This window comes from Psychrobacillus sp. L3 (assembly GCF_042945595.1).
Taxonomy (GTDB): Bacteria; Bacillota; Bacilli; order Bacillales_A; family Planococcaceae; genus Psychrobacillus.
Window position 1 is genome coordinate 596,972 of sequence record NZ_CP168493.1, and the last position, 18,541, is coordinate 615,512.

Consider the following 18,541-nt stretch of genomic DNA (forward strand, 5'->3'; position numbering starts at 1 on the left):
TAGGCATTTTTTATTTATATGTAAATCTTTATATATAAATATTTACATATAGAATTAATAGGGGTACACTATATTAAAAATAGTGGAGGTTTTTACATGCAATTACTTCGTGAAAATGCATTTAGAAATTTATTTACTGGTAGAGTGCTAAGTATATTTGCGGATTCAATCATGTTTTTTTCTTTATTGAAATGGATAGAACTTTACTCAAACGGTTCTAATTCTTTTACATGGTTTTACATTGCCTATTATTTGCCCATAACTATTTTTGCACTTCCTATTGGAGCTTGGTTAGAGGATAAAACACTCCAAAAAGTTATGGTTTTTTCGGATGGAATACGTGTTTTCATTTTAGTGTTATTTTTATTGACGATGTGCTTCATCCAAGTAGAATGGACGTATTTGTTATTAATGATTATTAGTCTATTGGGGTTGTTTTTTGTGCCTGCAAGCCAGTCATTATTACCTTTTGTTGTAAAACAAGAGGATCGTGCAAAAGCAAATAGTTTATTTCAGTTAGGATTTACGGTTGTACGCATGATTGGCCAAATTACAACTGCAGCACTTATAAAACTTGGAATTCCAATCACTATTCTATTATTAATTGTTGCTAGTTGTTTATTGCTATCTTTAGTTTTTATTTGGAATGTAAAACCATGGTTTCGCAAAGAAGCCCCAGAGACGGTAGGGCAATGGGAAATGATGATGGATGGTATACGCTATATAGGAACTCACCAGACGCTAAAGGCACTTTTTCTATTGCTTGCCTTTGCAATGCTAATTGTATCGTCTATCGATCTTGTATTAATTTCGTTTTTAACGGAGCGTTTAAAAGTTGGAGTAGAAAATTTGAGTTTTATAGGAACGTCATCTTTAATAGGTATTATCATAGGAGCGAGTATTACACCAAAATGGTATCGTAAGGTAGATAGAAAAAAACTTATTATTCCATCCCTTTTTGCTATATGTTTTACACTAGGCGCTCTTCTTTTAGTAAAGACTTGGTGGTTTATCTTACCTTTATTCACGATACAAGGAATAGCAATAGGTGTTTATCAAGTTACGTTTGTTACATATTTGCAGGATGTTGTTGCAAAAGAAAACTATACGAGAACTTTTAGTTTGTTTCATATGATTACAAGTTCAACGGCATTACCCGGAATAATCGTGTTTGGGTTATTATTAAATAAAACAGGAACGATGAATTCAATTTTAATGATGGTATGTGCTCTATTTCTCTTAGCGGTTGCAAGTTGCTTTACTGTACCCGCTCTTGGTAAAGGAGAGAAAAGGAAAACATCATAAAGAGGAGATGAACAGATTGTCTTTAAAATATGGAATGCTAGGACTTTTAAGTAAATGGGATGCTACAGGCTATGAGATAAAAAAAGAATTTGATTCTTTTATGAGTATTTTTTGGCATACTCACCTTTCGCAAATTTATCCCGAACTAAGTAAATTAGAAAAAGAAGAACTAATTGAGAGTAGAATGATTCCCCAGGATGGTAAACCAGATAAGAAGTTATACTCTATTACTGATGAGGGAAGGCAAGAGTTATCCTATTGGTTAGAGACTCCACCTGAATCTCCGAATGTAAAGGATTCGTTTTTAATGCAGACTTTTTTTATGGATAATCTGTCTGCAAAGGAAGTTGTTTTTCAATTAAAGCATTACCAAAAACAACGTGAAGCTAGGCTAAAAAAATTAAAATATACATTATACGAAAAGTGGCAGCAGATTAAAGAAAATGAAAAATTTTCATCACGAATATTAATGAGTTCCGTTGTATTAAAGAGAGGACTTGAGCAAGAGGAAGAATACATTCGCTGGTGTAAACGAACAATAGAGCTTGTAGAATCGATGGAGCACTTATGGGATATTGAAAAGGAAAATAAGGTAGCGGTAGTAGAAGAAGTAACTGCACTTATTTATCGGTATTTTGAAGTGGAGGATGAAGAAGGATTAAAGAACAGATTTAATTCTGGAGATTTTTTAGAATGAGACAATTTGCGATTCGCTTTTGTGCGTTTATTTTACTATGGCTGTTTTTCATCTTTTTTGCATATAATGAATCTTCTTCGTTATCATTGATTATTACGCTTTTTGCAGCGTCGCTAGCCCTGCATTTTTTTCTTCCTATTGTAAAAAAGCCGTTAATTCTTTACTTGTTAGGTCAGATAATCCTTGTTTCTACGCTTTTTTGGACTTCCAGTTTTGAATATATGATACCTCTAATTGCACTAAGTCTACTAGAAGGTGCATTTCATTTGCAGGATCGAAGAATGAGGATCTTTGTAGGTGTAACGTTAGTTCTTGAGCTTACAAGTTTAATATACACACATACATCTTATGCAATTAGTGGGTTGTTTGTTTTGTTCAGTATTGTTTGTTTATTCCTCAATCGCTATATTAATGAAACAAAAGAGAAACGTGAACTATATGAAGAACTACTTGGAGAATACCGAAGTTTAAAACGTTCTTCTTTGCAGCAGGAAGAAGTTGTTCGATTAGAAGAACGTACACGTGTTGCCAGAGATATTCATGATTCTGTTGGACATAAACTAACTGCTCTTTTATTGCAGTTAGAAATGGATTCGATGACAGGAAACTATGCTAATGTTGTCGAGTTAAAAAAACTAGCAAAAGATAGCTTAGAAGAAACAAGGCATGCTGTTCGCCAGTTAAAGCAAGAAGAAATAACGGGTATACAATCAGTGCTCCTGCTTATTCGCAAGCTAGAATCCGAAAGTCATCTACTCGTTCGCTTTATTACAGAAAAAGGCGCACTATCTATCCCCCTTACGAATGCACAAAGTATTACATTGTACCGCGTGCTTCAAGAAGCACTAACAAATGCGATGAAACATGGTGCGTCACGGGAAGTGGAAGTAACACTAAGGCAAACTTCTAATAGAAATTTACAGTTTTTAGTGAGCAATAAAACCCCCAACGCAATACCGATTGAATTGGGATTTGGCTTAACCAATATGAGAGCTAGAGTAGAAGAATTAGGAGGAGAACTACGAATCTTACGAACAGAGGAACACTTCCAAATTGAAGGATCATTTCCTGTAAAGGAGAATTGAGCATGTCAAAAAAGGTTTTAATAGTAGAGGATCAAGCGATTGTTCGACAAGGCTTGCGTATGATGATAGATCAAGACGAGGATTTTACAGTTGTAGCAGAAGCAAATAATGGAAAAGAAGCAATTTCAGCATTGGAACTATATGCGATTGATATTGTCCTGCTTGATATTCGGATGCCTGAGATGAATGGAGTGGAGGCAACCAAACGAATAAAGGAGCGCTGGCCTCGAGTTAAAATATTAATATTAACTACCTTTGATGATGACGAATATGCAATCCAGACATTAAAAGATGGGGCAAGTGGCTTTATGTTAAAAACGGCAGAACCTAAGAAACTTATAGCCGCCATCCATAGTATCTCAAAGGGTGGCCTTGTGCTAAATGAAGAAGTTGCAGCTAAAATGATGCCTCGCCTTCTGCAAAAAAATAGTGAACCAATAGTCGAGCATACTTTAACGGTAAGAGAGATTGATATTTTGAAACTGGTAGGGGAAGGAAAGACAAATAAAGAAATTGCCGAGACACTTTTTCTATCAGTTGGCACCGTAAAAAATCATATTACGCATATTCTGCAACAGCTTGATCTTCGTGATCGAACTCAGCTTGCGATTTACGCAGTAAAAAATGGATTCGTATAAATGGAGTTGTCCCAAAAGTGACTTAGGGGCAACTTCTTTCCTATGAGGAGAGATCAAATTAAGCATTTTCAATTGGGCATAAGTAAATTTGAAAGTTATCTTGCGATTCTCACATTATCTTGTAAAAAGTCATTCCAACTTGTGAATTACGGACAAAATATTGCGCTTTACGGGTAGATAGCGCTGCTTTATGGGTTTATGGAATCTGTAGGGGCTGATGCCATCCGTTTACGGGTAGATAGACTCGCTTTACGGGCATATAGCGCTGCTTTATGGGTTTATGGAATCTGTAGGGGCTGATGCCATCCGTTTACGGGTAGATAGACTCGCTTTACGGGCATATAGCGCTGCTTTATGGGTTTATGGAATCTGTAGGGGCTGATGCCATCCGTTTACGGGCAGATAGCCTCGCTTTACGGGCATATAGCGTTGCTTTATGGGTTTATGGAATCCGTAGGGGTTGATGCTATCCGTTTACGGGCAGATAGACACACTTTACGGGCATATAGCTCCGGTTTAGGGGTAGACGTATTTGATAGGAGCTTATGCCGCCCATATTCTATTTAGTGACGGAGGTCATGTGTAGAAATGACTTAAGATAGTGGGGAGCAAATTGTAAATGCCATATAGTAAAGTTGAAGGGGGAGAACGATATGTTAGAAGCAGTTGAGCTATCAAAAATGTATAAAAAAGTAAAAGCGGTTGACAAACTTAGTCTCTATGTAGAAAGAGGGGAGATTGTTGGGTTGCTTGGCCCAAATGGCGCAGGGAAGTCGACGGCGATTGCGATGATTTCTACTCTTATTCCATCTACAAATGGGGACGTGAGAATTGATAATAAAAGCGCGTTGCAACATCCAAATGATTTGCGAAAAATACTTGGGGTGGTCCCACAGGAAATTGCCTTATACGAAGAGCTGACAGCACGTGAAAATTTAAAGTTTTTTGGTCGCATTCATAAGATGCCGAAAGACCAACTAAACGCACGAATTGAAGAAGTACTCGAGCAAATTGGTTTGCAGGATCAACCCAAAAAGCTTGTGAAACACTATTCAGGAGGGATGAAGCGTCGACTGAACATCGGTGCTGCATTGTTACATGAGCCTCAATTTCTAATTATGGATGAACCAACAGTTGGTATAGATCCACAATCTAGAAATTATATATTAGAAACAGTGAAGCTTTTGAATAAAGAAAAGAGAATGTCCATTTTATATACGAGTCATTATATGGAAGAAGTCGAGTATCTATGTGACCGCATTTATATTATGGATTCTGGTCATATTATCGCTTCTGGAAGTAAAGATGAGATTAAAAATATTTTATCCTCTGAAAAAACGATTCGTATAAAGCTTGAGCGTACTGTAACAGAGTTTGTTGAAGGGTTAAAACGTGAAACAGTTATTTCACAGTTTCAGGAAAAGGGTGAGACGATTGCTGTGACCGTTGCGAAAGATGTGAATTTATTTCCTAAATTATTATCCTTATCTGAGCAAACTGGAGCTGTATTAGTGAGCGTGGATGTGGATGCGCCAAGTCTAGAGGATGTGTTCCTTCATTTAACCGGAAAAGCACTACGAAACTAAGAGGGGAGCGAGTGAAAATGTTTAATGCTTTTATGAAAAAGCAGTTTCTCTTGTTTCTTCGTTCGCCACAAGAGTTGCTTATTTTATTATTGATGCCGTTTGTTCTTATTAGTATTCTTGGGTTTGCACTTGGTTCAATAATGGATGGTGACGACGGACCTCCTATGAAGTTGAATGTAGCGATTGTAGAGCACACTAGCGAACAGCAGGAGTTAAGAGATATTGAAAAGAAGTTTGGAGAAATACCAAATATTAATACGTTATTACCACTTCATATATTAAAAGAACAATTATTTAACAGTGAAGAAGTAAAATCGTTTGTCACATTGGAAGTAATTAGTCCAGACAAATTAGAGGAAGCCAAAAAAGATGAAGATTATGCTGCTATCATTGAAGTGCCTGAGCATTTTACATTGAATACGATCCAAGCAATTTTTCTAGAAAATCAAAAGAAACCCGAACTAATACTGTATTCGAACGAAACAAAAAGTTTATCAGCAAGTGTGGTACAAAGTTTAATTGATTCATTTCAACAACAATATTCTAGAATGGTGCTTTTAGGGAAAAATAACTTATTAGTAGAACCGATGAATGTGGATATTATTTCTAATACTCAAACCATCGATAACCATAAACCTGTGGGTGCAAGTGCGTATTACACAATTGGTATGAGTGTTATGTTTGTATTATTTGCTGCCGCTAAAGCATCTACAATGGCTTATGGTGAAAAGCAATTATATTTATTTGACCGAATTTTACTTGCAAATGTATCACGCTGGACTTATTTATTAAGTGTTTTTGCATCGACAGTGGTGGTAGTAATTGCACAGCTAATGATTTTGTTTAGTGGGGCATACTTAGTTTATGGGGTAAAATTCCCGTCATTTTCGATATTTTTGCTAATAACGTTAATGCTTAGCTTAGTTATCGGGGCAGTTGCTACTTTGTTAACTTCTATTAACTATCGTGTAGGGTCGTTGAATGCTTCTAGATTATTTCAATCTATGTTTGCTTCGATGCTTGCATTTTTAGGGGGAAGTTTTTTTCAAGTGAGTGGCTTCTCAGACTTCTTTAATATCGCTGGAAATCTTACGCCAAATGGCGCTGCGATGACTGCCTATTTAAAATTAATGCAAGGGGATAGTTTGAAAGAAATAAGTAGTCATTTATATGTACTAGCAATCTTAACAGTTGTTTTATTGAGCATTTCCATATCGCTATTTCCAAAAAAGGGGGGAGTAGCATGATTGGTATTATCTTAGCAAAAATACAATTGTTTTTTAGGAAACCAGCAACATTTATTATTATGACTGTTACTAGTATAATTTTTGCCTATACTGTCGGGCTAAGTGGACAGGGAAAGATTGAAGTACCAGTGTATACAAAGCTTACTAACACAGAGGAACTATTAAAGCATCTTAATGAATCGGAAAGTTTTTCGTTTGTAAAAAGTACAAAAGAAGATGCGGAAAATGAAGTAAGAGAAGGGCGAGCTGTCGCAGCAGTGGAGCTATTAGAAAAAGGATTTACAATCATTCACTCCTCGGATGAAACGAGTATACCACCGATCAACAACGAACTTAGACTTGTATATGCAAAAATGCTACAGGATGAAAGTGTATTAGCACAAACAAACGAACCGGACAAAGTAGAAGCACTGTTAAAGCAAGCGGAAGAAAGCCCACTCTTTAATGTGAAATACTCCAACTTTAAAAATGATAAAGAAAAAATTTATGATAATAGGTTGCATACTATTTTCGGTTTTTCTCTCTTTTTCGTTATTTATACAATAGGAAGTAATGTATACCCTATTATGGAGGAAAAACAAAACCGTATTTGGGATCGACTAATATTGTCTTCAGTTTACAAATGGGAAATGTACGCAGGTAATTTATTTTTTAGTTTTATAATTGGTTATGCACAAATACTCCTTATTTTTTGTACATTTCGTTATATCGCAGGAGTGGATTTTTATGGCGGCTTTACGAAAACACTCGTTGTTTTAATTCCATACGTTATTGCCATTGTAGCAGTTTGCATGTTACTAGCATCTTTAGCTGGAACACCAAGAAAGTATATGTCCTATTTGACAATCATAGCAACACCACTTGCAATGCTAGGTGGAGCTTATTGGCCACTTGATATTGTAACCTCCAAAGTAATGTTATTTTTAGCAAAAATTACACCTGTAAATTATGGCATGCAGCTGCTTAATGGAGCTACCGTGAATGGCTATACTTATGGTGAACTACTTGAGCCAATGAGTATCTTACTCCTAATGGCGGTTATTATGATGGGTATTGGTATAAATATAATAGAAAAACGAAATACTTAGATAAGAAAGTGGTTTGAAAAGTAATTTTCAAGCTGCTTTTTTATTTGTTAAATAATTTATGCTTTCTCATTTTTATTACTATGGTAGTATTATTTGAGATTCGTTTGTTATGGAGGGTTTTATTTGGTTTCTACAATTACGGCAATCATTATTTTCGTTATTACGCTCGCTCTTGTTATTTTACAGCCGAGAAATTTATCAATTGGCTGGTCAGCATGTGGAGGAGCAGTAATTGTTCTATTAGTTGGAGTAGTCGATTTCCATGATGTGCTTGATGTTACGAGCATCGTGTGGAATGCGACACTAGCGTTTATTGGGATCATTATTATTTCACTTATTTTAGATGAAATTGGATTTTTTGAATGGTCGGCGCTCCATGTGGCTCGAGCTGCAAAAGGAAATGGCGTTCGTATGTTTATCTATGTATCCATTCTTGGAGCAATGGTCTCAGCATTGTTTGCGAACGACGGAGCAGCACTTATTTTGACGCCAATTGTACTTGCGATGGTTCGTAATTTGAAATTCAATGAAAAAATGGTGTTTCCATTTATTATAGCGAGTGGTTTTATTGCGGATACGACTTCACTTCCATTCATCGTGAGTAACTTGGTAAATATCGTATCTGCTGATTTCTTTGGGATTGGGTTTGTAGAGTATGCATCTCGAATGATTATACCCAATCTTTTTTCATTAGTTTCAAGTATTCTTGTTTTGTTGTTATTTTTCCGTAAAAGTATACCGAAAGATTATGATACTGCCGACTTAAAACGTCCAATGGATGCAGTAAGAGATATTAAAATGTTCAAGCTGTCCTGGTTTGTGTTAGTAATTTTACTCGTTGGGTACTTTTCTAGTGAATTTTTTGGAATTCCAGTTTCGTTTATAGTTGGGATAATCGCCATTTTCTTTTTAGTTATGGCAAGAAGAAGTCCATCTATAGAAACCGAAAAGATAGTAAAAGGGGCACCTTGGAATATTGTTTTTTTCTCCATTGGCATGTATGTCGTTGTATACGGACTTCAAAATGTGGGACTAACATCTGTTTTGGCAAAGGCTATCCAAGTTGCAGCCAATCAAGGCTTATTCGTAGGAACGATGGCAATGGGCTTTATCGCAGCCATTTTATCTTCTGTCATGAACAATCTGCCTACAGTTATGATTGATGCATTAGCTATTGCAGAAACCTCCACAACGGGTACAATGCGTGAAGCATTAATTTACGCTAACGTTATCGGTTCTGATCTAGGACCTAAAATTACGCCAATTGGGTCACTTGCAACATTATTGTGGTTGCATGTGTTGTCTCATAAAGGGGTTAAAGTATCATGGGATAGCTATTTTAAGGTAGGAATAGTGCTAACAATTCCTACACTTTTCATTACGTTACTTGGTCTTTATATATGGTTGTTGATTGTTTCGTAATAAAACCTGATGCTGAAACAAAACAATATTAAGTTGTCTGGAATAATTATAATCTTTTCGAATTCTATTAGTTTAAACCAACTTGATTGAAAGAATCAAATTGGTTTTTTTTATAGGCTATGTTAAAGAAAAAGGTTGACTTTTCGTAAAATGGTATGGTGACACCTACTCTACATATGAATAAAATAGTATCCTAAAATTGGATATTTATGTTAAAGTGAGAATAGGTTTGTGAAGGTTTACACTTAAAATTACGACGCAGGATAGTTGAAGAATCTTAAAAGGAGGAATTTAATGATTAAAAGAAAAATATTGGCGTTTATTTGGACAACCATAATATCTGCACCTATTATTGGTTTGTTTTTTATGCTTATAGAAGGGAGTACAATACGGGATGTACCTTCGTTAATAGCCTTTACTAGTATGTATGCAATTCCTGTTACTCTTTTATTTGGGGTTCCTGTATCAATTCTCTCGGATAAGATGAACAATCATTTTGATGGAAATAAACGAGTATTCTTTTCATTAATTGTTCATTTAATTTTTGGTACCAGTTTTGTAGTCTTATTTATGTTGATTCTTGATTCGAGGTTTATTTTGACAGATTTTAATGGTTTTGATTCATATTTCGTAGTTGCATCTACTCTTATCTCATTCATTGGATGGGGAATGGACGAGATTTTAAGAATATATTTTAGGGGAAATCAAAAGACATAATTGTGATAAGAGTAATTTAGAGGTTATTTAACTAACGATGGCTTTAGTGAAAGATCATTGGGTTGATTAGGAAGCACATTTTTCTATGAATTAAAGCAGCATGTTAATTAAATATTTTTTTTTCCAACTGCATACAATAGAACGCACGTTCGTGTTATGATTTTATTGAAAACACTATTGTAGGGGGATAAATATGAATTTAAAAAATATCAACATCGAAGAACAAATGAAACATTATAATGTCCTAGGTATAAGTATTGCATTGCTTGAGAACGGACAAATTAGCGGAACAGAAAATTACGGTTTACTAGAGGTAGAAAGCGATAGAAAAGTAAATGAAAATTCTATTTTTAGTTCGTGTTCAATTAGCAAGTTCTTAACAGGAATGATTGCAATAAAGCTAGTAGAGGAGGGGCTTCTTGATTTAGATGAGGATATAAATACAAGACTTGTATCGTGGAAAGTACCAGAAAATGAATTCACTAAAAATAAAAGCGTTACATTGAGAAACTTACTTAGTCATCAATCTGGAATTAAAGATCCCGAAGGTAGTTTTTCTGAACTAAATTCAAAAATAGGGGTTCCTTCGATGGTTGAATTATTAGAGGGAAAAACTCCTTATTGTAAAGCTCCTATTAAAGTAAAGTGTGAACCAGAGAGTGAATTTGACTATTCAGATGCAGGTTTTTGTATTGTTCAGCAACTAATTGAAGATGTAACTGAAAAGCCATTTTATCAAGTGGTGAATGAGTTAATATTTAAGCCATTAAGAATGAAAAATAGCCATTTAAATACAACAACAATGTTAGAGATGGATAAAAAAGAATTCTCTTGTGGTCATAATAAAAACGGGGAATTGGTAGATGGAAAGTATCCTATATATCCTTACCCAGCAGCTTCTGGATTATGGACAACTTCTTTAGATTTAGCTCGATTAGTTCTTGAGCTACTGAATGCTCTAAAAGGAGAAAGTAAAATTGGCATTTCAGAAAGATTAGCAAAAGAAATGATAACACCTCAAAAAGGTAAGAGTTGGACTGGATTAGGTGTGTTTCTTGAAGGCTCTGAAAGAAAATTAGAAATTACATCACTCGGTTGGGGAGTAGGCTTTCAATGTATGATGGTAGCATTTTCAAACATAGAAAAAGCGGCAGTTATCATGACGAATGCAGAATTAGGTGTTCATCAAATGGAAGGGATTATAGGAGATATATATAAATCAATTATGTCATAAAAAGCGTTATTTTAAGGGGGAGAGGAAGATGCAAATAGCTTTAGCGAATCCAACTCATATATCTGAAGTTGTGGATTTCTTCAACGAAAATTTAGATCGTAATAGCAGTGCAATTTATTCTGATGAGTTTTTATGTCCTCTTGGAATTAAAGCAGCCATAAGAAGAAAACAAATGATAGTGGCAACAGTAGAAGGACAAGTAGTAGGAGCATTTCGGTTTTACCGAAAAAAAACACAAAACAAAATTTCTTTGTCTCAATTTGCGATAAGCGGGGTTTATCGTGGTCAAGGGTTGTTAAAAAAGATGTTAAATACGATAAATGATTTACCTATTGTTGCAATATGTCCGACTGATTCCAATTTTAATGAATATTATTATAAATCAGGTTGGAATTTACAAGAACAAAGTGACGAGTTCAAAATCTAGGTTTTTAGTAACTTTAATTAAGTTTTGTGAACTTTTTCACTTAAACTAACGTAGGCTTTAGTAAAAAAACGGACATCAAAATCAACCAATAACTTTAACATAGCCTTCTTAAATAACGCTCTAGGTTTGTTGAAAATGAAATTGACAGGGCTTGTAGTAAGGATAAAATACGAAAAATGGAATTATATAAATTTAACACACTTGATACGGAAGAAATTGTTTCTTTGTTTTATGAAACGGTCCATTCAGTAAATTCCAAAGATTATTCACAATCCGAATTAGATGCTTGGGCACCGAGAAACGAAAAAGAGTTCAAAGTGAAATCATGGAAAGAATCTTTGGGTCAAAATATAACATATGTTGCTAAAGTGAATAATAAAATTGTAGGTTTCAGCGATTTAACACAGAGTAGGCAACTAGATAGATTGTATGTACATAAAGAATATCAAGGGAAAGGTATAGCTACAGCTTTAGTTGATATGCTTGAATCTCAGGCCAAGAAATTAAATCTTTTAGAAATTGATACGGAACCTAGTATTACGGCTAAACCATTTTTTGAACAGCGAGGGTATAAAGTAATTTGTACACAAATTGTGGAACGGATAGGTGTCAATTTAACTAATTATCAAATGATAAAAAAGGTAAGATTCTTGGATTAACTAAAACTGATTAGCTAGTAGGACTGAATCCATGCCTGCGTAAAGTCCGCCATAGCGGAAATCAACGGTATTTCTAAGTTACTCTTCTTAAAAGGATAAGGCTATAAATAACTGGTAATTTGAATCTATACTCCTAAGTCAGTTAAGGTATGTCTTTTTGATTTTCTGTTTCTGATTCTGTTAATAACTTACAAAGGTAGCCAACGATGTATTCTCTTCGTGTCATTTCTTCAATGTCATTATTATGTATAAGATCATGGATGCCTTTATTAATAACTTTCCATAAAATTGTATCCTCAAATTGTTTATATGGATGCGACATAGTTGATAGATCCCCTCCTAATTCTTCCATATTATTTATTTCTTTTTTTATTAATCTGCCCTGTCTTGAAGCAACACACTTTATTCTTAAACCATTTTTCATAAAAAGATATGAAAATGGCACAAATAATAGCTGCTCTTAAAAATGAAAATACATAGAAGAATGGGGAACTAACCATACCAAATGCTACCTCGTTTTGAAGCATGTCTACATTATTCCAGGCACTTGAAATATCTGGAGTATAGTATTTTGTTTTTAAATAACCATCCAATACCGTGTAAACTATATAAATCAAATGAATTAATAATGAACCAAAAATTGCTTGAAGAATTATCTTCATTTAAACAGTCCCTCCTCGACTTTACTTCTCATTAAAGCAAAACCTCTTTTCGTCAGCACTCTATATTTTAACTCGGAAAAGATTGTAAAGATACTTACCAAAACGTGTACGGTAATTGAATCGGTTACTTGTTAACAGTCCACCGAACAATAGATACATACCATGTGCCCAACACATAAAGAACATATTAAAATCTCGAAAAAGAGAACAAGGTGCAATTACATAACGAACGATAATATTTAACTACATATCAATGTTTCCTTATATTAGCTAGACTAAATAGTAGAAAAGGATTCTACCAACCAATATTTAGTAGAGATAAATAAAAACCGATTCTCCAAAAAGAATCGGCTTAAGTAAAATTACTTCAAATTCAACTTCTTTAAAGCTTCTGCAAGAGCGTTATTCACAGGCTCTTCTTCTTGATTTTGTTTTTTTAAGTATTTTTGCACATCACGCTTATCCACTTTTCCACCAGAACTCTTTTTACGTCGTTCAAAAGCAGATAGTTTTTCACGATAGCCACATTTACATGTGAAGATTTGTCCTTCACCTTCTCCGCGAAGTTCGAGCTTTTTCTTACATTGTGGACAACGAGCGTTTGTAACTCTAGCAACGTTTTTACGATGTCCACATTCGCGATCTTGGCAAACGAGCATTTTACCTTTTTTGCCGTTTACCTCTAACATTGGTTTGCCACAATCTGGGCAGCTTTTTGTTGAAACATTATCATGTTTAAACTTTTTCTCGCTGTTTTTAATGTCATGTACAATAGTTTTTGTATAGATTTTCATTTCATTAATAAAAACGTTTTTGTTCAATTTGCCCTTCGCAATAGCTTCTAGTTTTTGCTCCCATTCAGCCGTTAAGGCAGGGGTTTTTAAGTCAGATGGAACTAAATCGAGCAGTTGTTTACCTTTTGAAGTCAGGTAAATGTCTTTACCTTTTTTCTCCATTAAGAAAGAATTGAAAAGTTTTTCGATAATGTCAGCTCTTGTAGCAACTGTTCCTAGTCCGCCCGTTTTATCGAGTGTTTTTGCTAGTTCCTTATCTTGTGTACCCATGTATTTTGCTGGGCTTTCCATTGCAGTAAGTAAGGTACCTTCATTAAATCTTGCTGGAGGTCTTGTTTGCCCAGAAGTTTCTGTAACCAATTTAATAGATAACTTATCGCCTTTTTCAATACGAGGAAGTATCTGTTCCTTCATCTCTTCAGCGTTTTCATCTTCATCAAAACGGTTTTCATAAACTTCCTTCCAACCAGATGAAAGTATAGTTTTACCTTTTGCTACGAATGATTCATCTCCAATAGAAGCTTTAACTGTAATTTGTTCATATTCGAAAGGAGGGTAGAGTACTGCTATAAAACGTTTCACAACTAAGTCATATATTTTGCGTTCTTTATCCGTGAAGTTAGTTAGATTTACAATTTCTTCTGTCGGAATGATTGCATGATGGTCTGATACTTTACTATCATCTACAAAGGCCTTATTTGCTTTAATAGGTTTAAGTAAAACTTTGTTAGCGAGTTGTCTATATTGTCCGATGCCGCATGACTTTAAACGTTCTTGTAGTGTTTCAACAATATCACTTGAAAGGTATCTTGAATCCGTACGAGGATATGTTAATACTTTGTGGCGCTCATACAATGTTTGCATAATGCCAAGCGTTTCTTTGGCAGAATAACCAAAAATCTTATTTGCATCACGCTGTAATTCTGTTAAATCGTAAAGTTGTGGTGCAAAACTTTTCTTCTGTTTCTTATCAACTTCCACAATTGTACCTTGCTTTTTATCTGCTTTTGCAACGATCTGTTCCACTTTGTCTTTGGAGAATGTGCGAGTGTCGTTTGTTTGTTTATCTACCCATGTTAGCTTTAGTTTTTGGTCTGTATGTGCTTCAATTCCGTAAAACGTCTTCGCTTTGAAATTTCGTATTTCTTCTTCTCTTGTCGCAATCATTGCGACTGTTGGGGTTTGGACACGTCCACAAGATAACTGAGCATTAAATTTACTTGTTAGTGCTCGAGTCGCATTTAATCCGATATACCAATCAGCTTCCGAACGCGCAACTGCTGCATGATATAGGTTTTCGTAGGCCTTTCCAGGTTTTAAGTTTTGAAATCCTTCTTTAATTGCTTTGTCAGTAACCGATGAGATCCAAAGACGTTTAATCGGCTTGTTTACTTTTGCTTTTTCAATAATCCATCTAGCTACTAATTCACCTTCACGTCCAGCGTCAGTTGCTACAATAATATCACTGACATCCGTGCGAATTATTTGACTTTTGACCGCATTGTACTGTTTACTCGTTTGTTTAATGACAACTAGCTTTAAGTCATTCGGAAGCATAGGTAGGTCTTCCAGATTCCATGTTTTATATTTGGTATCGTACACTTCGGGATCAGCGAGTGTAACAAGATGACCGAGTGCCCAAGTGACGATATATTTATCTCCTTCTAAAAATCCATTCCCTTTTTTATTGCAATTCAATACTCGTGCGATATCGCGAGCTACGGAAGGTTTTTCTGCAATTACTACACTTTTCTTCATATTAAAACATCCTTTCCACGGTAACCATTGAGTTTAAATATAGCACAAAACGTAGCGATTGGTAGGAAAGCATACACTAAAGTTAAGTTATTGAATGTTACAGATATATTAATTAAATTTAATCCAATTAACAATTGTTGACTGGAAAACTGACTAACACTACAATGAGTAATGTGAGGTGATAAAATCGTGTTGATTAGAAAATTTAAGATTAATGAAAGTGGATTAAACCGCTTTTTTGGACCTCTTGAGGCAAAAATTATGGATATTTTATGGAACGATGTGAAAATGACCATTAAAGATGTTCAGCAAGTTCTAAATCGGGAAAAATTGACGAATTTTAACACAGTTATGACTGTCATGAATCGATTAGTAGAAAAGGGAATTCTTCAGAAGAGGGTAGAAGGAAGATCATTTTTATATCAACCAATTCAAACAAGACATGAGTTTTTGAATACGCAGTCAAGAGAGATGACAAACGAATTAATGGATGAATTCGGAAGCGTTGTTGTAAGTCATATGCTAGATGCACTGGAAGACGTAGATGATGCGCTTGTTGCTAAACTCGAACTTAAAATTAAAGAATTGAAGAAGGAATTATAATATATGTCTAAACGTCCATCTTCTCTTATGTTTTTCGTGTCACTTATCATTTCTGGTACAATTTTAATTCAAATGGCTTTATACGTCATTGCAATGTTGGCAGGCTGGAATATCAAGTTTAATCTAGTGGAAGTATGTCACAGTACATTAAAATCAATTGGACTGTCCTCACTCGAATATGTTCTCGATGCGCTCGTAATTTATACGCTACTATTTTCGTTTTGGAAAATGAGTTCGCAATTAATTCACGCTTCACGAATGAAGAATAGATTTCAGCAATATAGAGAGAAAATGTTGACTATCGAAATGAATGGAATGTATACAAGTGGAAAAGAGGACCTGGTTGTTATATCTTATCCAGGACCAATTGCTATTACGATGGGGTTTATTCGACCTAAAATTGTTATTTCAACAGGTTTGATAAATCTTTTAAATGAAGAGGAATTAAAAGCGGTCATATCTCATGAGAAATACCATAAAGAAAATCGTGATCCGCTAAAAATCTTTTTGTTATCCCTTTTCGCGTCTACGATGGGCTATATTCCCATACTGAAATGGTTTAATCAGAAATATAGAATCATTCAGGAAGTATTGGCGGATGAATTTGCAATTGAAAAACAGAAAACGTCGGTGAATTTGGGCAGTGCCCTTTTGAAAATGTTAAAGGTAGGGAAACAAGAAAAAATGCCTTTTACATATGTGTCTTTTGCCGATACGTCTGTAAATTACCGGATTGAATATATGTTAAATCCGATAAAGAAAATCCACTTAAAGATTCCGTTAGAGGTTGCGTTCATTTCTTTAACCATCTTTAGTTTAATCTGTGCATTTTTTATTTACGCATTAGCGTAATTTCAGTTGAAAGACAAAATGTTTGGTGAATGAGTTAATTTCATAAATAGTATTTAATTATTAAAATACGAACAATTATTAATTTATTGATTGGAGCGATAGGTGGCGACTCCAGCGGGATGAGTGAGACAGATGAGACATCGCAAACGACGCGAATGCGGCGGTGATGGCTCATCGCTCACCCCGCGGAAAGCGTCCGCCGATAGCGTAAATTTTTTACTCATTACACTACATAATGTAGTTCAAATAAGGAGTGTTTATTTTGTCAAAGAAAATATTTTGGATTATCGGTATAGTAGCAGTTTGTTTAATAGCCATTATTGTGTTAACAGATGTGAAAGAAAAGGGGGTTAATATTGAATACGAAGGACAACCGTTTCTAGGTGAAGAGTCGGCGCCAGTTGAAATTGTTGAATTTGGTGATTATAAATGTCCACACTGTGAAGAGTTTAATAATAGTCTCTTTCCGATTATTAATAAAGAATTAGTGGAAACAGGAAAAGCGAAGTTTTACTTTATGAACTATTCATTTATTGCTGCTGATTCAACAACAGCTGCACAATTTGCGGAAACAGTTTACAAGGAACTTGGCAATGAGAAATTTTGGGAATTCCATCATTTACTGTTCGCAAATCAAACAACAGAATCTGGTCAAGAAAATGTAATGACAGAAGAATTTTTAAAAGCAGTTTTAGAGAAAGTAGCAAGTCCAGAAGAATCGGAAAAAGTAATGCTTGCCTTCAGTGAAAACAAAGGAAAAGAAGCTTGGGATAAAGATATGGCAACGGCAAAAAATCTAGGAGTCTCTTCAACACCAGCGATTTTTATTGGAGGGAAAGAATTCAAGGGAAGAACTATGAATGATTTTATAAAAATGGTGGAAGAGGCTGCTGTAAGTGGTAAATAAACCTCTTCTCTTAGCTTGGATAGCGTCCATATTAGCAATGGTAGGGAGTTTGTTTTTTAGTGAACGTATGGGTTTTATCCCTTGTACACTTTGCTGGTATCAACGAATTTTAATGTATCCACTTGTCATTTTCCTAGGCATTGCTTTTTACCGAAATGATCGAGATATTTACAAGTATGTGTTGCCGATCTCAGTCATTGGACTAGTTGTTTCAAGCTATCACTATGCATTACAAAAAATCCCTTCCATGCAAGAATTCAGTGCATGTATGAGCGGGATTCCATGCTCAGGTCAATATATTAACTGGTTCGGTTTTGTTACAATTCCTTTTTTGGCACTAATAGCTTTTACAATTATCACAATTATGATGCTAATGCTTTTGAAGCGTAAATAATAATACTTTTCTTTGGCCTCCCTTAAATTGATAGGGAGGCTTTATGTGTAATAGATAAAATCATTTCACTTGCATACCCCTTGCAGGTATAATATATTAAGAATAAGGATTGGAGGTTGCTTTGTTGGACAATGTAAAAGAAGAGGGTACAATCGAATCGGAAACGACTTGTCGAAAAAGTCATCATCCTGAACATGTAAAAAAAGATTTAACAAATCGTTTAAATCGAATAGAAGGTCAGATTCGAGGAATTAAAGGCATGGTAGACAAAGATGTCTATTGTGATGATATTATTACCCAGCTTTCTGCGACTCAATCAGCTTTGAATAGTGTGGCAAAGGTCCTTTTGCAAGGTCATTTAAAAGGTTGTGTAGTGGACAGGCTAGCTGAAGGCGATAATGAAGTACTAGACGAGTTATTAGTAACGTTTCAAAAACTAATGAGAAAATAAGAGGAGGAATTTTAT

General features: G+C 34.9%; 20 protein-coding genes. 17 read left to right on the forward strand and 3 right to left on the reverse strand.

Annotated elements, in window-relative coordinates; translation table 11 throughout:
- The first annotated feature begins 96 nt into the window (after positions 1-96).
- From ACEPXD_RS02910 to ACEPXD_RS02965, 12 genes are all read left to right on the forward strand, one after another.
- Complete coding sequence (locus ACEPXD_RS02910; RefSeq protein ID WP_391119782.1) at positions 97-1,305, forward strand: MFS transporter; 1,209 nt, start codon at positions 97-99, stop codon at positions 1,303-1,305.
- A gap of 16 nt (positions 1,306-1,321) precedes the next feature.
- On the forward strand, positions 1,322-2,002 hold the full coding sequence (locus tag ACEPXD_RS02915) for a PadR family transcriptional regulator (RefSeq protein ID WP_391119784.1): 681 nt from the start codon (positions 1,322-1,324) through the stop codon (positions 2,000-2,002).
- On the forward strand, positions 1,999-3,087 hold the full coding sequence (locus ACEPXD_RS02920; protein WP_391119786.1) for a sensor histidine kinase: 1,089 nt from the start codon (positions 1,999-2,001) through the stop codon (positions 3,085-3,087). Before ACEPXD_RS02915 ends, ACEPXD_RS02920 begins: the two co-directional genes overlap by 4 nt.
- A gap of 2 nt (positions 3,088-3,089) precedes the next feature.
- Entirely contained in the window at positions 3,090-3,725 is a 636-nt protein-coding gene (locus ACEPXD_RS02925; protein ID WP_391119788.1) for a response regulator transcription factor, read from the forward strand.
- Positions 3,726-4,378: 653 nt separating this feature from the next.
- Positions 4,379-5,311, forward strand: coding sequence for an ABC transporter ATP-binding protein (locus ACEPXD_RS02930; RefSeq protein ID WP_391119790.1), 933 nt, complete (start codon positions 4,379-4,381; stop codon positions 5,309-5,311).
- 17 nt (positions 5,312-5,328) lie between these two features.
- Positions 5,329-6,558: an ABC transporter permease gene (locus ACEPXD_RS02935; protein ID WP_391122971.1), complete on the forward strand. Its 1,230-nt coding sequence runs from the start codon at positions 5,329-5,331 to the stop codon at positions 6,556-6,558.
- On the forward strand, positions 6,555-7,646 hold the full coding sequence (locus tag ACEPXD_RS02940; RefSeq protein WP_391119792.1) for an ABC transporter permease: 1,092 nt from the start codon (positions 6,555-6,557) through the stop codon (positions 7,644-7,646). The genes ACEPXD_RS02935 and ACEPXD_RS02940 overlap by 4 nt, the downstream gene beginning before the upstream one ends.
- A gap of 123 nt (positions 7,647-7,769) precedes the next feature.
- Positions 7,770-9,068, forward strand: coding sequence for an arsenic transporter (locus tag ACEPXD_RS02945; protein ID WP_391119794.1), 1,299 nt, complete (start codon positions 7,770-7,772; stop codon positions 9,066-9,068).
- A 294-nt stretch (positions 9,069-9,362) separates the two neighbouring features.
- Positions 9,363-9,785 carry a hypothetical protein gene (locus tag ACEPXD_RS02950; protein WP_391119796.1) on the forward strand — a complete coding sequence of 141 codons (423 nt, stop codon included), beginning with the start codon at positions 9,363-9,365 and terminating at the stop codon, positions 9,783-9,785.
- A 193-nt stretch (positions 9,786-9,978) separates the two neighbouring features.
- Complete coding sequence (locus ACEPXD_RS02955; protein ID WP_391119798.1) at positions 9,979-11,019, forward strand: serine hydrolase domain-containing protein; 1,041 nt, start codon at positions 9,979-9,981, stop codon at positions 11,017-11,019.
- Positions 11,020-11,047: 28 nt separating this feature from the next.
- The gene (locus ACEPXD_RS02960) at positions 11,048-11,446 is read left to right on the forward strand and encodes a GNAT family N-acetyltransferase (protein ID WP_391119800.1); all 399 of its coding nucleotides are present in this window, start codon (positions 11,048-11,050) and stop codon (positions 11,444-11,446) included.
- A gap of 176 nt (positions 11,447-11,622) precedes the next feature.
- Positions 11,623-12,105 (forward strand): GNAT family N-acetyltransferase, encoded by a 483-nt coding sequence (locus tag ACEPXD_RS02965; RefSeq protein ID WP_391119802.1) that lies wholly within the window; start codon positions 11,623-11,625, stop codon positions 12,103-12,105.
- Positions 12,106-12,247: 142 nt separating this feature from the next.
- Here ACEPXD_RS02965 and ACEPXD_RS02970 read toward each other — a convergent pair whose 3' ends face one another.
- The 3 genes from ACEPXD_RS02970 to ACEPXD_RS02980 form a co-directional block, all read right to left on the reverse strand.
- Positions 12,248-12,427, reverse strand: coding sequence for a hypothetical protein (locus ACEPXD_RS02970; RefSeq protein ID WP_391119804.1), 180 nt, complete (start codon positions 12,425-12,427; stop codon positions 12,248-12,250).
- Between the two features lie 31 nt (positions 12,428-12,458).
- Positions 12,459-12,767, reverse strand: coding sequence for a hypothetical protein (locus ACEPXD_RS02975; RefSeq protein ID WP_391119806.1), 309 nt, complete (start codon positions 12,765-12,767; stop codon positions 12,459-12,461).
- Positions 12,768-13,129: 362 nt separating this feature from the next.
- Positions 13,130-15,319, reverse strand: coding sequence for a DNA topoisomerase III (locus ACEPXD_RS02980; protein WP_391119807.1), 2,190 nt, complete (start codon positions 15,317-15,319; stop codon positions 13,130-13,132).
- A gap of 189 nt (positions 15,320-15,508) precedes the next feature.
- Between ACEPXD_RS02980 and ACEPXD_RS02985 the strand changes: the two genes are divergently transcribed.
- The 5 genes from ACEPXD_RS02985 (at position 15,509) to ACEPXD_RS03005 (ending at position 18,526) form a co-directional block, all read left to right on the forward strand.
- Positions 15,509-15,922 (forward strand): BlaI/MecI/CopY family transcriptional regulator, encoded by a 414-nt coding sequence (locus ACEPXD_RS02985; RefSeq protein ID WP_391119809.1) that lies wholly within the window; start codon positions 15,509-15,511, stop codon positions 15,920-15,922.
- 3 nt (positions 15,923-15,925) lie between these two features.
- Positions 15,926-16,774, forward strand: a complete 849-nt coding sequence (locus tag ACEPXD_RS02990) for a M56 family metallopeptidase (RefSeq protein WP_391119811.1) — start codon at positions 15,926-15,928, stop codon at positions 16,772-16,774.
- 253 nt (positions 16,775-17,027) lie between these two features.
- Positions 17,028-17,681, forward strand: a complete 654-nt coding sequence (locus ACEPXD_RS02995; protein WP_391119813.1) for a DsbA family protein — start codon at positions 17,028-17,030, stop codon at positions 17,679-17,681.
- On the forward strand, positions 17,671-18,075 hold the full coding sequence (locus ACEPXD_RS03000) for a disulfide oxidoreductase (RefSeq protein ID WP_391119815.1): 405 nt from the start codon (positions 17,671-17,673) through the stop codon (positions 18,073-18,075). Before ACEPXD_RS02995 ends, ACEPXD_RS03000 begins: the two co-directional genes overlap by 11 nt.
- A gap of 121 nt (positions 18,076-18,196) precedes the next feature.
- Positions 18,197-18,526 (forward strand): metal-sensing transcriptional repressor, encoded by a 330-nt coding sequence (locus ACEPXD_RS03005; protein ID WP_391119817.1) that lies wholly within the window; start codon positions 18,197-18,199, stop codon positions 18,524-18,526.
- Positions 18,527-18,541 lie beyond the last annotated feature (15 nt).

What these genes read in the sequence shown, in the direction of transcription:
- ACEPXD_RS02910 (WP_391119782.1), top strand. Translation starts at nt 97, where the DNA reads ATGCAATTACTTCGTGAAAATGCATTTAGAAATTTATTTACTGGTAGA.
- ACEPXD_RS02975 (WP_391119806.1), bottom strand. Translation starts at nt 12,767, where the DNA reads ATGAAGATAATTCTTCAAGCAATTTTTGGTTCATTATTAATTCATTTG.
- ACEPXD_RS02965 (WP_391119802.1), top strand. Translation starts at nt 11,623, where the DNA reads ATGGAATTATATAAATTTAACACACTTGATACGGAAGAAATTGTTTCT.
- ACEPXD_RS02940 (WP_391119792.1), top strand. Translation starts at nt 6,555, where the DNA reads ATGATTGGTATTATCTTAGCAAAAATACAATTGTTTTTTAGGAAACCA.
- ACEPXD_RS02990 (WP_391119811.1), top strand. Translation starts at nt 15,926, where the DNA reads ATGTCTAAACGTCCATCTTCTCTTATGTTTTTCGTGTCACTTATCATT.
- ACEPXD_RS02960 (WP_391119800.1), top strand. Translation starts at nt 11,048, where the DNA reads ATGCAAATAGCTTTAGCGAATCCAACTCATATATCTGAAGTTGTGGAT.
- ACEPXD_RS02935 (WP_391122971.1), top strand. Translation starts at nt 5,329, where the DNA reads ATGTTTAATGCTTTTATGAAAAAGCAGTTTCTCTTGTTTCTTCGTTCG.
- ACEPXD_RS02920 (WP_391119786.1), top strand. Translation starts at nt 1,999, where the DNA reads ATGAGACAATTTGCGATTCGCTTTTGTGCGTTTATTTTACTATGGCTG.
- ACEPXD_RS02925 (WP_391119788.1), top strand. Translation starts at nt 3,090, where the DNA reads ATGTCAAAAAAGGTTTTAATAGTAGAGGATCAAGCGATTGTTCGACAA.
- ACEPXD_RS02980 (WP_391119807.1), bottom strand. Translation starts at nt 15,319, where the DNA reads ATGAAGAAAAGTGTAGTAATTGCAGAAAAACCTTCCGTAGCTCGCGAT.
- ACEPXD_RS02930 (WP_391119790.1), top strand. Translation starts at nt 4,379, where the DNA reads ATGTTAGAAGCAGTTGAGCTATCAAAAATGTATAAAAAAGTAAAAGCG.
- ACEPXD_RS02950 (WP_391119796.1), top strand. Translation starts at nt 9,363, where the DNA reads ATGATTAAAAGAAAAATATTGGCGTTTATTTGGACAACCATAATATCT.
- ACEPXD_RS02955 (WP_391119798.1), top strand. Translation starts at nt 9,979, where the DNA reads ATGAATTTAAAAAATATCAACATCGAAGAACAAATGAAACATTATAAT.
- ACEPXD_RS02970 (WP_391119804.1), bottom strand. Translation starts at nt 12,427, where the DNA reads ATGTCGCATCCATATAAACAATTTGAGGATACAATTTTATGGAAAGTT.